The sequence below is a fragment of the Actinomadura coerulea genome, assembly GCF_014208105.1.
Classification (GTDB): domain Bacteria; phylum Actinomycetota; class Actinomycetes; order Streptosporangiales; family Streptosporangiaceae; genus Spirillospora; species Spirillospora coerulea.
The window spans coordinates 3,131,194-3,144,139 of sequence record NZ_JACHMQ010000001.1; the positions used below are offsets into that span (position 1 = coordinate 3,131,194).

The window sequence follows — 12,946 nt, forward strand, 5'->3', positions numbered from 1 at the left end:
CCTCGGCCGACGCTTCGAGCACATCGGGAACACCCCGTATAGACAGCTATGTGGCAGCGGGCCAGCCGGTTCCAGGTCGGCCGGAAGCCAGCACCGAACAGCGCGGCGACCGCGGGACGCCACCCAACGGATCCTCCACCGACTCCTCCTCTGCCGACCCGGCCGGAGAGAAGCCGCGTACGCCTGGGGACCCGCCTCCGGAAGCCGATCCGAAGAGCGAGAAGGAACCAGAGAGCGGCAAGACCGAAGTCGGCTCCCCAGCGGGGGAAGGGCGCGACCACGACGACGCCGACCCCGCCCAGACCGGCGACGGCGGTCCGGAAGCGGAGAAGCCCGGACAGCCCAAGGCCGAGAACCCTCGGCAGGACGAGGGCGAGCGGGGCAACGACGACCGCGGGTCCAAGACCGATCAGCCCGAGCCTGGTAAGGCAGAAGGGCAAAACGGCGGCAAGGACAACGGCAGTGCCCCCGACGACCCGGCGTCCTCCGAGCAGCCGAGCACCGGCCCGTCCGAGGCATCTCAGTTCCCACCCGGGTCCCGCAGGGCAAGCCTCGCCGCTGCCCGAGAGAGGCAGTTGGAAGGCGCGGAAGAACTGCGAGCCATATTCGAGGACGCCCAGACCACCAACGGCCCTGGAGAAAGAACCACCGGCGAAAGTGGTGACAGCGGAGCTCCGCCGCAGAGTGAGAACGCGGGGTCGGACGGACGCGGACCCGAAGCACAGCCCCAGGGCACCGACACACCGCCTGGCGCTCCCGGCGATGGCGACACTTCCAACGGTGGCAACGCGGCCGGTGGCAGCGACGCGCCCAGCGGTCGCGACCAGCCAGCGCCTGTGACCCCCGGAGTAGAGGCGGAGCCTCCCGCACAAGAGACACCACGTCCGCAAGATCAGGAGCAGGAGCCCCCTCTCCCACAGGACTCCTCTGGCTCGGGCAACGACAGCGGCGACCCGCCGGCCGATCCACCCACAGACGGCTCACCACCCGCCGACGATCAGCCTCGGGACGATAAGGACGGAACGCCGCCGGGCTCAGAAGTCGACGAACCCACCGATCCCGTCACCGAAACCGGCCCCGCCGCTCCCGAACCTGGCCGCGAGGCAACTCCCAAAGCCCCCGAAACCACGGACCAGGGCACCGAGCCCCCAGAGCCCAAGGCTGACGACGGAACCACGGGCGACGAGACAGACAACCCGAAACCCGTCGACGAGACCACGCCCCCTCCCGACGGGACTGGCGAGAATGTCGCGCCCCCGGAAGCTCCCGGTGAACAGAGCGACGGCCATGGTAGAAATGCCGAAGACCCGCAGTCCATCGAGCCCACCGACGAAACCGACCCACCCGATAACGAGGCCGAACTTTCCGGCGAAAGAGATGGATCCGGCACAGAGCTAGCGCCTCACCAAGAGGAATCGACGGACGTAGAACCAAGTCGATTTTCCGGTCGCGTCACGATCACCCTCGACCGCGACGGAAGGCCGCTCCCACCAGAGCACCCGGACGCCGATACCGAGACCCCAGGCCGCGGCGAACTCCGCCGCCCGGAAGACGACCGCGCCTCTCGCGATTACCAGGAAAGAAAACCCGATAAACTATCTCGACTTCGCGGCGAACTCAAAAAATTCGTCGACAGATCAGACGACACGAAAGAATTTGTGGACAAATTCTCCGCACCGGCCCAAAAGACCCTGGAACGAGTAAAACCGACAGGGCAATCGTGCGGAGCCCGCCTCAACACTGACCACATAAAGGCACCTGACGAGAAAATCAAGGCCGGAGATACCGTCCTCGGCGCCGTCGGCACGGTGATCATTCTGACAGAGATCGTCCGCTTTGGAATCAATATCGCAAGGAACTCAAGAAGGAGAGAACATGCCGATCACTGACGAACAGGTCGCGGTATTGCGGGCTCAGCTTACAGGAAATCGAGCAGAGCATCTCAGGCTTATGGAGCAACTCGACTCCAACGAGGCCAATGAGTTTTACCCTGCTCTCATCGCCGCAGCTTTTATTGAAGCCGCCGAGCAATACTTCATAAAAGACGGCGAAGTTGCAGACGACGCCCAGATCATTGACTTCGTCGCACAAATGCGAGAAAGAAGCGACGAATCTGCAGATCTGATCAATACCAGTCTCGCGGAAAGCATGATACGAGACTTGCTCGGAAAAGGCGAGATGATCGAAGTCGAACCGGGCATTAAACTTGGCCACCAAATTGTCATAGTGGCGGCCATAGTAGGCGAAAGACAGTTCACGTCGGCCGAACTTGACGCATTCTTGCAGAGCGCCCGTTCGCTTGCCGAAGAGCTGCTCAAGTAATGAATTATTCGGCAGTTCGTATCGGCGAGGCGAACATTCTCGCGTTGCGGTCGTTTCTGTTGGAGGGGCCCGAGGCGTGGGTGCCTCTGCAGGACGAGATGCAGGTGGACGATGAGACGGCGGCCGGGTACATGTCGCTGCTCTTCTGCGCGTTCGAGGTTGCGGTGCGTCGGAAGTTCGCGCCGACTTACATCGTGGGTCAGCTTGTCCGGTTCGTAGCCGACGTGCGGATCGCGGCCGGGGAGGACGCGAACCTGATCAATCCGCTCATCGCCGAGGACATGGTCCGCCGTGCCGTCGATGCGCCCCCGCTGAAGGAGACCGTCCCCGACGACGTGTCGGCCACTCTGCATGCCCAGGTCTTCATCCTGCTCTACCTCGTCGCCGAGATGGATCTCGATCGTGCGGGGCTGGAGCAGTTCATCGACGAGGTCACCTCCTACACCGAGCAGTGGCTCGCCGCCCGGCGGGCCGAAGCCTCCACCTCGGCATCCTGATGACCACTCTCAGAGTCTGACCGGACAGCCGCCCGCACGCGCCGGCCCCGTCCCCTTCCGTTCATGACAGGAGCGGCAGACCCGGGACGCGGCGCGGCTGGGTCGGCCGTGCAATTGGCACGGAACGGCCACCGCTCTACGCCCTGAGCCAGGCGTAATATGGGCATTTTTCTTCCACTGCCTCGTCGCGTCGCTCCCACATCCGTTCTCGATGAGCGGTGAGGCTCAGAGCAAAGGATGTGGGAACGTGGCCACGGGGCGTTATCGATCCGTCTTTCACACCGACCTGCCCGCTGACGAGGCGTTTGCCGCAGCGGAGCAGCAACTGCGCTCATGGCTCGGCCAGAAGAGACTGGATCGGGAGGCGTTCGACAAGGGAAGCGCCCGCGTGGGCTCCGCCGGGGAGGTGCTCCTCGTCCTGGCACGGAACTCGGCGGATGGCACGCAGACGAAACGGTGGCAGCTCCGCGAGCCCAAGGACGGCGGCTCGTGGGTGTCGACCCTGACCGTGCATGCCCCGGGACGGACGTCTGGCCGGGGGCGCAGCTGGTTCTGGCTGGACGTGGAGTTCTCGAATCCCCAGGCCGGGGCCGAGGATCAGGACTCCATGCACGGCAGGAAAGCCGGCGTACCTCGGCTCGCCCGAGGCCTTCTCTCCACGATCGATGCTCGCGACTCTCTCGCCGAACTGCGCGAACGGCCGATCTTGGTTAGACCGTCAGACATCGAGGCCCTGATTGACGTCCTGTGCGACCCGGATCGCCGAATGCCGACGATCGTAGCGAGCGCGCATCCGCGGCGTGACTTCAAAGACTGGCGTGACGTCATTGACGGGACGATGAGAGAGGCTGCTGGCCTTGCGAGCCTGTACTTACTCGATCCGCCAGCCACAGATCAGTTCGTCGCCGAAGTCGGAAAGTCGCACGGGGTGTGGGGTGGAGCCGTGCGCACGTACCTGCCCGTCGTCGATCCGGCGAGCGACCAAGACGCACTTCGGCACAGGGTGCTGTCCGCCTCCCGCATCGAGGACAGCACCCTGCGAGCAGGAGCCCTGCTTTCGGGACTTCCGCGGAGGCTGAGCGCAGAGGCGCTACTTCCTCGTCCTCTCACCGGCCTCAGCCGAGCTCTTCTCGCCGAGCGCTCCGGCATGAGACGGCCGGGTGATGTGCCGCTACCGGACGTGCAGGAGGCGGCGGAGGCGCTCTCCAAAGAGGTCGGCCGCATCAAGGACAATCTGGACGCGGCGCTGGAACTGGTCGCGGAGGCCGAACAGACCGAGCAGCGCCTGGCCCAGCGCAATGAGGACCTGGCCGCCCTCAGCATCGAGTTCGACGCCGTCAACCAGCGCGCCGAGTACCTCGAGGATCGGGTCCGTGCGCTGGAGCGGCGTCTTGTCCAGGCAGGGCGCACCTCCGACGCCACCGCCCAGCCAGATGAGCAGACGATCCTGCCCACCTCGTTCGCCGAGGTCGTGGACCGTACCGAGGAACTGGCACGCATCGAGTTCACCGGCGACATCGACCATCCCCTGGACCTGGACACGATGCCGAGCGCCTCATCGTGGGCGCAGACCGCGTGGCAGGCCCTGCTCGCCATGGACGCGTACGCAAAGGCCAGCTCCGAGGGCAGCTTCAACGGAGGCTTTCCCACCTGGTGCAAGCAACCGCCCCCAGGCGCGCGCGCCATCAGCCCGGGCAAGATCGCTCCGGACGAGTCGGCAACCGTGCGGAGCAACCCGAAGATGAGCCGCCACCGGCTGCTGCCTGTGCCGAAAGACGTGGAACCGTCCGGCAAGGTCTACATGTGGGCGCATGTCCGGCTCGGTGCGGGCGCCGGGATGAGGGCTCCCCGGATGCACTACTTCGACGACGTCAAGAACACCGGAAAAATCTACGTCGGCTACTTGGGCCCGCACCTCCCGGTCAAGTCGACCAACTGATTGCTCTGTCTTTGGCAAGCGGCCCTTAGGGCGTGTGACGCCTCGCGGCGGATGCCTCGAACCTCTTTCTTCCTTGCGCATCGGCTCACGTCAGCCAGTCGATCAATCCGTTATGAGCGCAGGCAGCAGGGCTTCCATGGGCTGATGGTGGTCTCCAACCGCGACGGGGCGCCGGAAGTGGCTGGAGGAGGAGGCGGATCGATCACAGAAATAATTCGCATGTATCCGATACGCGCGAATATGGGCGGTTGCGACTAGGCACTTGGACGACCACACCGGACTGTCGGAGATCGCAACGCACGATTCTCGCACGTGCGGATTTTGGGTCCTGTGACGGCGTGGCGGGATTTTGGCGGGGCGTGACTTTACTATTGCCGAGCACGTTCGATTGCAGTGAGTTAGTGATCAGCACGGACCGTGTTCGAGACAGTATCGGGAGGACAGCATGCCGAGCCCCTACGTCCGCCGCCGGCGGCTGGCGGTCGAGATCCGCAAACTCCGGGAGAGCCGCGGCCTTACGACGGATGGTCTTGCCCGCCTCGTCTTCCACTCGCGGACGAAGATCACCCGCCTGGAGAACGCCCAGATCCGTCCCGACCTCATCGAGATCATGAACCTGCTCGATGCGCTGGAGGTCACCAGTCCCCAGTACGACCGGATCTGCCAGCTTGCCCGGGAGGCCGGGCAGAAGGGCTGGTGGGATCGGTACGGGGTCTCCATGGGTCCCCGCCAGAAGCTTTATGCAGACCTCGAATACAACTCCGAAACTGTCCGCGAGTACAACCAGACCGTCATGCCGGCAGTTCTACAGGCTCCCGAGTTCATCGCCGCGCTCGTCGACCTGGACAAGTGCCAGGGGAAGCTCGACTACATCCCCGAGCGGATGACCGAAGCGCGCATGCGGCGGCAAAGCGAACTGCTTCGGCCGGACGGCCCTTCCTACGAGACCGTCCTGGACGAGTGCGTCATTCACCGACTGGCAGTACCGCCCCAGGCGAAGATCTCACAGTTACGGCACATGATCGGAGTGGTCGCCGAGTCGGAGCGGATCAGCGTTCGAGTACTCCGGCACGACGCCGTCCTCCCCGGCGGCTTCCTCCCTAAGTCGGCCTTCTACCTCTACACATTCGCCGAGGCGGGCGACTCACCCGTAGCAGTGATCGACACCGTCACCACCGATCTCGTCCTGACACAGCGCGAAGAGGTGGCTCGCTACTCCGGGCTCTACGAACGTGTGCGCACCGCTGCCCTGTCCCGCCAGGACAGCATGACCTTCCTCGATCAGGTAGCCAACAGGCTCGCCGACCAGACAGGATCGAGGACATGACCAAGAGCTTCCACGGCTGGCGTAAGTCACGTCACAGCGAACCCAATGGCGGATGCATCGAAGCCGGCCGCGCCGCTGACGGCACTATCGGTGTCCGGGACACCAAGCTGGACGGTACCGGGCCGATCCTGGAGTTCACCGCGGACGCGTGGCGCACTCTGCTTCGTAGTATCCGTTCAGCGGCTCACTGATCCCTCACGGGCACCATGGGCCTTGCGACAAGTCTGCCAGGCTCAGGACCGATGGCGTTCTGCCAGGGCGCACGCTCTGTCTCTCCGGGATGCTCGCCCTCCTACTGGGCCGAACGAATCCTTTAGGCGCCCCCTTCTCCATCGATCGCGCCGATGTGCCATAGACGTCCAGGGTCCCCCCTTCAGGCACCGCGTACCGTCGAGATCGTTACTCGAAAAACCGCGAAGCAGGTCGTTAGTTCTCAGAGAGGCCTCTGGCGCATCTCAGTTGAGTGGCGTGCGCTCATCAAAAATGCCTCTTGGGAGTTCACCATGCACCGCCAGACGTTGTCGGCGCTTGGGGTCGTGGCTTCGAGGCCTCCACGCGGTTTCGCTGTAGGCGGATAAGGGGTCTGAGCCCTTTCTTAATCTGGTCACCCGGGGGCGTGGGTAGGGCAAGGGTTTCTGCGGCGTTGGTTCTCGGGACGGGGCCGGGGTGGCGAACTGCGCGGGTTGTGTTGTCCGGCCCTCCCCTCGTGTGGCCGCTGACCCGCCGGTGGACGAATACCCCCGAGGTTTCCCTGTATGTGGCGGCTGCTGGGCAACCGGTGGCGGCGGCGGGGCGTCCCACGGGCCACAGGCATTCCTTGGTCCTGGTTCGGGACCCCTTCCGGAGGATGTGAATTGGCGGAACTCTCCTGGGCTCTGACCGTCCCTCAGCCCGCCGCGTGGGCCATCTCCCAAGGCCACCAGACCGTCTACAACCGCCAGAGCGGTACAGATCAGCGCGGCTGGATCGCCGTCTGCGCGGGGTCTTATTTGGACGACGACCTGAAGCGGTTGACCAATCGGTTGACCGGCCGCTCACCGGAGAGCCTCGACGCCCACTGCGGGGAGCGCAACGCGATCGTCGCCGTGGCTCGGCTGGTGGACGTGTGCGAGGCAAGGGGGTGCGACTGCGGGCCCTGGGCTGACAAGCGGCTCATCCACTGGAAGCTGGCGGACGCGGTCCCGCTCGCCGAGCCCGTGCCCGCCCCGCACATCGTCGGTCACTGGCGGATGCCCGCCGACCTGGCGGACGCGGTCGAGCAGCAATGGCAGCTCACGGAGCGGCCCATCACCGGCGACGAGGTCACACGAGGCACACAAAGGGACTTTCTGGCCGTGCGCGACGAATTGCTGCCACTTCCCGGGCACGCCGAGGGGTACCGGCATGTGCTTCTGCTGGGCACGACCGGGGCGGGGAAGACGACGGTGGTCCGGCAGTTGCTCGGCACGGATCCGGAGACCGAGCGGTTCCCGTCCACCTCGACCGCGAAGACGACCGTGGCCGACACGGAGATCATCCTCACGGGCGGGGGGCCGTTCCGTGCCGCCGTCATGTTCGCCGGGCGGGACGAGATCGCCGACCACCTGCGCGACAACGTCTGGGAGGCGGCTCGGGCGGTGTTCGAGGGCCGCTCCCAGGAGGTGATCCAGAACAGGCTGCTCGACCACGTCAGTCAGCGCTACCGGTTCAGCTACCTGCTCGGTCGCGCGGCCCTCCCCGGCGCCGGGCCGGACCTCGACGACGACCTGGACGACGACGAGTTGGTCGACGGCCAGGCGTCCGTGCCGGCGGCCCGCGCGACCGACCCGGGCACGACGGCGCTCGTCCAGAACGCGGTCCGCGCCATCGAGCATGTGGTGACGACCCAGCTGGAGAACATCCGGAACGCGGCCGGGGCCGGGGAGGACGACCGCCCCTTCGAGGAGTACGTCGAGGACGAGCTCGAGACGCGCGTGCGGCGCTCCGACATCTGCGAGCGGATCGTCGACGCGTTCCTCCACGCCGTCGAGAACCGTTTCGCGCTGCTGGCGGAGGGCGACCTGCGGCACGATCCGGACGGGTGGCCGGCGTCCTGGTCCTGGGAGTGCGCGGACCGTGCCGAGTTCCTCCGCGTCATCACCAAGTTCTCCAGCAACCAGGCCGCGTTCTTCGGCCGGCTCCTGACCCCCTTGGTGAACGGCATCCGCACGGCGGGGCCGTTCCGTCCGGTGTGGGCCGAGCATGAGGCGCGGCTCGTCCTGATCGACGGGGAGGGACTGGGGCACACGCCCGGTTCCATCGCCGAGGTCTCCACTCCCCTGCGCAAGCGTCTGGACGAGGTCGACGCCATCGTGCTCGTCGACAACGCCCAGCAGCCGATGCAGGCGGCTCCGGTCGCGGTGATGCGGACGGCGGCCGCCACGGGAAACGGCGAGAAGCTGTTCTTCCTGTTCACCCACTTCGACCTCGTCAAAGGCGACAACCTCGGCTCGTTCTCCGACCGCGAACGGCACGTCCTCGGATCGGCTGAGAACGTGCTGAGCGAGGTCCGTGAAGAACTCGGACTGGCCGAGCGGACTCTGCGCCGCCGCTTGGACGAGGCGCGTTTCTTCGTCGGCGGGATCGACCGGGTGCTCGATCCCGAAAGGGTTGATCCGGTCAGGCCGAAGGCGTCGCTCCGCACGATGCGGCAGCTCAACGGGCTCCTTGCAGCGCTCACCGAGGAGGCGGTCCCGGTCGAGGCGGGGCCGGCGCGCCCCGTCTACAAAAGCGGGCAGTTGACGGACGCGGTCCTGGAGGCGGTCCGGGCCTTCCACATCCGGTGGCGCGGCGCCCTCGGGGTCTCCCTCGACTCCGAGGTGCCGAAGAGGCACTGGTCCAGCATCAAGGCGCTGACCAGGCGCCTGTCCGAGGGGCACACGGACGAGTACAGGGATCTGCGTCCCGCGACGAGCCTGCGGACGGCGCTGGAGTACGCGATCTTCCGGATGCTCCAGAAGCCGGTTCGATGGACCGGTCCCGAGCCGGACGGCGACGAACAGGAGGCCATCGTCGGAGACATCTCGAACGCCCTCGGCAGGAGGCTCGGGAAACTGGTCGACCGGCTGATCACGGAAGATCCTCGACCGGACTGGACGCGCGCCTACGAGGAGCACGGAAAGGGCTCGACGTTCCGGCGGGCGCAGATCCTCATCGGCGACATCTACGAGCGGGCGATTCCGCGTGCACTGCGCGACGAGCCCTACGAGAACCGGTTCTCGCGGGCGGTGCTGGCGGCGTTCGAGGAGACAGCCGCGGAACTCGACTTCATCGTGGAATGAGCGGATGACGCAAGCCGGAAAGAAAGCAGGCTAAGCGGACTTCCGCCCCTCGACGGTGAGGACGAGGCCCGTGGCGCGCGGACTCGATGCGAGACATGCCGGAGGGCGAGGCCGCCTTCCGGCGCCGAGTCGGCGGCGAGTCGGCGGCGGCCTCGGCGACGGGCCCCCGTCCGCCTGTACCGCCTCCGAGGACGACGCCGCGAGTGGCGGTAGGCATGCTCCTGCCGCCGACCTTCTCTATTGTGTTCGGTCTGATGGCTTGCGCCGGTTCAGGGAGGCTGGACGGTCGTCACTGGTGTGCTGCCGCCGCGCCCCCCTGCGGCGGCCTGCCTCGGCAGAGAATCGGAGAGCGGAACTTGTTCAAGGGATTGGCGCGGCACCTGTCCGCGTTCGCTGTGATCGGCGCACTGTGCACTGTCGCATGGCTCCTGCTCTATCTCGTGTTCCGCACCGTGATGCCGTCGCTGGCCGCCAACGCGCTCTCGCTGGTGGTCACCACTGTCGCGAACACGGCGGCGAACCGCCGCTACACGTTCGGGGTCGTCGGGTCGGAGGGGGCGCTGCGGCACCAGCTCGAAGGCGGCGTCGTCTTCCTGATCGGACTGGGGCTCAGCAGCGCCGGGCTCGGACTGGTGCATCTCCTCGCGCCGTCCGCCCCCCGCGCCGTGGAGGTCGCGGCGATGCTGATCTCCTACGCGGTGGCCACCGTGGTGCGCTTCGTGCTCTTGAGCGGCTGGGTGTTCCACCCCCGCCGGCACGCTGCTCCGGCCGATGCCACGGCGGAGGCGGACGCTCCCCCGCTCCCGGTGGAGGCCCTGGAGACCCCGCGGCCCTCCTGATGTAGCGCGCGCCGGCTCAGCGGGGGTCGCTGAGGAAGGGGCTGGGGGTGCCGTGCCAGGTGATGAGCAGGGTGTCGCGGGCGCGGGTCGCCGCGACGAAGAGCAGGGCACGGGCGCGCTGAAGTTCGCGGCGGTGGCGGGCCGGGTCGGAGTGCTCCCACTTGCGCAGGTAGGACGGGGGGACGAGGTCGCCGGAGACGCCCGCGATGATCATGTGCTGGTATTCCAGGCCCTTGAAGCGGTGCATGGTGCCGACATGGACGACGTCGTCGAGGCGCGGGCCGCCGGGGCCGATGGAGGCGGCGGGGATGCCCGCGCGGGCGAGCCGGGCCTCGACATCAGCGACCATGGCTCGTTCGGGGACGCAGACCGCGACTGACGGAGCCGGCCCGCGCTGGACTATTTCGGCGCCACCCGTCCCGCCTCCATCAGCTACACCCCGGCGCTCGATCGCACGCGGGTCATCAGCGTCAGCGTGGACGACTGGATCCTGCCCAAGGCGGGCATGGCGGTGGTGTGGCAGCGCCGGCCACCGAGCCTCTGACCGCTTCGCACCCGCTCGGCGGGGCGGAGGGCGGTTTCCCACCGTCCGAAGATCAGGGCCCGGCGGTGTACGCCGGGCCCTGAGTTGTGCTTCGGTCAGCCGGCGACCCGTTGGAAGCCGGACGGTGTTGTCAGGAGGGCCGGTGAGCCGTCCCTCCTACTCGATCACGGTCGTCAGGCCGCCGCGAACCAGTCGGTGAGCATGCCGACGTGGTTCTTGGAGGTCACCTCACCTCCGTGGACGTCCTTCAGATCGGCGGTCAGTTCCTGGAACGTGTTGGCACGCACCCAGGCCGCCTTGTTCGCGTCGTCCTTCGGGAGCACCCTCGGGAAGTCGCGCCGGTTCAGCGTTCCCAGGTCCACCGTGCACGGCACGGTGACGATCCAGGCCTCGTCGGACGAGCGCTTGCTGGGCACGTAACGCGGCTTGGTCGCGTACCAGACCAGGCGCCGCAGGTCCAGGCTCGCTTCCTCTCGCAGCTCGCGGCACGCCGCCACCACGGAGGTCTCACCCGGGTCCTGGAAACCGCCGGGGAGGCCCCAGCCGCGACCGCGGTTCCGCTCGACCAGGACGATCCAGCGGTTGCCGAATTCGTCCCGAACCGAGGCGAGCGCGTCCGAGGTGCGGTTCTCGGCCCAGCCGCCCAGCAGGTTGCGACCACGCTGGATGGGCGTCTCCTCGCACGGGTTGACCGGACGGCCGTCGACCACCTCGAAGGGGATCAGGGCCAGGCGCTGCCGAGCCGGCCAGTTGATCCTGGTCGGGTCCGTCTCGGGATCCGCCCAGGCAGCCGTCAGCACTTTCGGGTCTGTGTGCTCACGCATGTTTGTTCTCTCCTAGTTTGTTCCGCTCGATCGGTGGGGGCTCTTTCACACTCCCCCGCCGATACAGTCCGGAGACTCCGGGCAGTCGCAAGTTCTGCGCGTCGACTCACCCCGATCTCACGGCCCGGACGTGGAAGGAAAGTCGATGGACAGGCGGGTGCGAAGGTCCGCATGCTGTTCATGTGGGGAAGATGGAGATGATCGCCGCCCGGGTCGCCGAGGGCGCGACCGTGGATTTCCGGCCCTCAGGGTCCTCGATGGTCCCGCTGATCCGGAGCGGGGATCTGGTCACCGTCGCGCCGGTCGATCCGGCGAGACTGGAGGTCGGTGACATCGTGCTCGCCCGCGTGGCCGGGACGGTCTACCTGCACCTCGTCTCGGCCCTCGATCCGGCGAGGGGCCGTGTTCAGATCAGCAACAACCGCGGCCGGGTCAACGGCTGGACGGGACGCGAACGGGTCTTCGGCATCTGCGTCGCCGTCAAGGGCGATCATCGGCCGGGCGCCATGGCGAAGTCCGTGGCCCACGAGCCGAACCCACAGGCGTCCGACCGGGCCCCATCCAATGATCAGTGAGCCCCGCGCCGGGCCGTGACGCTCGCGCCGGGCCGGTCAGTAATCATCCACACGAGAATTGCGGCGTCGCGCCGTCTCCGGGAAAAGTACATGATCACGTAACAGGACGGGCTTTCGCCTCTACATTCTTACTATGGAGATCTGGGAGGCCGCGGGATGGGGGTTGGCGGGCGGCCTGGCGGCCGGGCTCGTGTCGCTGATGACGGCGATCACCTCGGCCGGGTTCACCTGGCCGTGGCACGGCCATCCCGAGCAGGCGTGGCCGCGGCTGTTCGTCTTCGGATGCGGGCTGGCTCTCGGCGCGCTCGTCGCCGCCGCCACCCATGACTCGATGAGCGGCGCCTGGCCGGCGTTCATCATGGGGGTGGGCGCACCCGCCACGATCCGCGGCGCGCTGGCCGGAGTGTCGATCACCGAACGGAAGACCGACTCGCCCGCACCGGTGCCTGCGGAGGGAGGTGAGGGCAGTGGTGGACGCTGACGGCACGCTCGGCCGCCTGGTCGCCGCCGCCCGTCCCACCCGGTCGTGGCTCCATCTGACCTTGCCGTCCCGATGGGCTCGGGTCCTGGTCGCCGCCGGCGCGCGATCCGTCCCCGCCGACAGCATGACCGTGGGGTTCGCCCAGGGTGGAGACCGGCCGCGGACGCCCCTGCCTCAGCCGCCGCGCCCCAGTCCGCAGGGGCCGCGCGGGCCAGGCTGGCCATTCGGTCCGTCCCGGGCCGGGCCGGTGCCCTACCCTCCGGTGCCTGCCCGACCTTCGCCGAGCCTGGATCCGGGGT

At 67.2% G+C, this 12,946-nt stretch carries 12 protein-coding genes; 10 read left to right on the top strand and 2 right to left on the bottom strand.

The features are described 5' to 3' along the window. Positions 1 to 50 precede the first annotated feature (50 nt). The 8 genes from BKA00_RS14430 (at position 51) to BKA00_RS38910 (ending at position 10,223) form a co-directional block, all read left to right on the top strand. Positions 51 to 1,889 (top strand): hypothetical protein, encoded by a 1,839-nt coding sequence (locus BKA00_RS14430; protein ID WP_185025380.1) that lies wholly within the window; start codon positions 51 to 53, stop codon positions 1,887 to 1,889. Further along, positions 1,876 to 2,322 (top strand): hypothetical protein, encoded by a 447-nt coding sequence (locus BKA00_RS14435; protein WP_185025381.1) that lies wholly within the window; start codon positions 1,876 to 1,878, stop codon positions 2,320 to 2,322. The genes BKA00_RS14430 and BKA00_RS14435 overlap by 14 nt, the downstream gene beginning before the upstream one ends. Then, positions 2,322 to 2,819 (top strand): hypothetical protein, encoded by a 498-nt coding sequence (locus tag BKA00_RS14440; RefSeq protein ID WP_185025382.1) that lies wholly within the window; start codon positions 2,322 to 2,324, stop codon positions 2,817 to 2,819. Before BKA00_RS14435 ends, BKA00_RS14440 begins: the two co-directional genes overlap by 1 nt. Positions 2,820 to 3,066: 247 nt before the next feature. Next, positions 3,067 to 4,758, top strand: coding sequence for a hypothetical protein (locus BKA00_RS14445; protein ID WP_185025383.1), 1,692 nt, complete (start codon positions 3,067 to 3,069; stop codon positions 4,756 to 4,758). A 445-nt stretch (positions 4,759 to 5,203) separates the two neighbouring features. Next, positions 5,204 to 6,085 (top strand): helix-turn-helix domain-containing protein, encoded by an 882-nt coding sequence (locus BKA00_RS14450; RefSeq protein WP_185025384.1) that lies wholly within the window; start codon positions 5,204 to 5,206, stop codon positions 6,083 to 6,085. Next, a complete protein-coding gene (locus BKA00_RS14455; RefSeq protein WP_185025385.1) occupies positions 6,082 to 6,276 on the top strand; it encodes a DUF397 domain-containing protein in 195 nt (64 codons plus the stop codon). Before BKA00_RS14450 ends, BKA00_RS14455 begins: the two co-directional genes overlap by 4 nt. A 663-nt stretch (positions 6,277 to 6,939) precedes the next feature. After that, the gene (locus BKA00_RS14460; protein WP_185025386.1) at positions 6,940 to 9,384 is read left to right on the top strand and encodes a P-loop NTPase family protein; all 2,445 of its coding nucleotides are present in this window, start codon (positions 6,940 to 6,942) and stop codon (positions 9,382 to 9,384) included. Between the two features lie 356 nt (positions 9,385 to 9,740). Continuing rightward, on the top strand, positions 9,741 to 10,223 hold the full coding sequence (locus BKA00_RS38910; protein ID WP_230299086.1) for a GtrA family protein: 483 nt from the start codon (positions 9,741 to 9,743) through the stop codon (positions 10,221 to 10,223). 16 nt (positions 10,224 to 10,239) lie between these two features. Here BKA00_RS38910 and BKA00_RS14470 read toward each other — a convergent pair whose 3' ends face one another. Together BKA00_RS14470 and BKA00_RS14475 are read right to left on the bottom strand one after the other, a co-directional pair. After that, the gene (locus BKA00_RS14470) at positions 10,240 to 10,572 is read right to left on the bottom strand and encodes a 3'-5' exonuclease (RefSeq protein ID WP_185025388.1); all 333 of its coding nucleotides are present in this window, start codon (positions 10,570 to 10,572) and stop codon (positions 10,240 to 10,242) included. Positions 10,573 to 10,940: 368 nt separating this feature from the next. Beyond that, a complete protein-coding gene (locus BKA00_RS14475) occupies positions 10,941 to 11,591 on the bottom strand; it encodes an NUDIX domain-containing protein (protein WP_185025389.1) in 651 nt (216 codons plus the stop codon). A gap of 191 nt (positions 11,592 to 11,782) precedes the next feature. On the opposite strand from BKA00_RS14475, the gene BKA00_RS14480 reads away from it, so the two are divergent. After that, positions 11,783 to 12,166: a S24 family peptidase gene (locus tag BKA00_RS14480; protein WP_338072199.1), complete on the top strand. Its 384-nt coding sequence runs from the start codon at positions 11,783 to 11,785 to the stop codon at positions 12,164 to 12,166. A 133-nt stretch (positions 12,167 to 12,299) separates the two neighbouring features. Continuing rightward, positions 12,300 to 12,647 (top strand): hypothetical protein, encoded by a 348-nt coding sequence (locus BKA00_RS14485; RefSeq protein ID WP_185025391.1) that lies wholly within the window; start codon positions 12,300 to 12,302, stop codon positions 12,645 to 12,647. Positions 12,648 to 12,946: the final 299 nt, after the last annotated feature.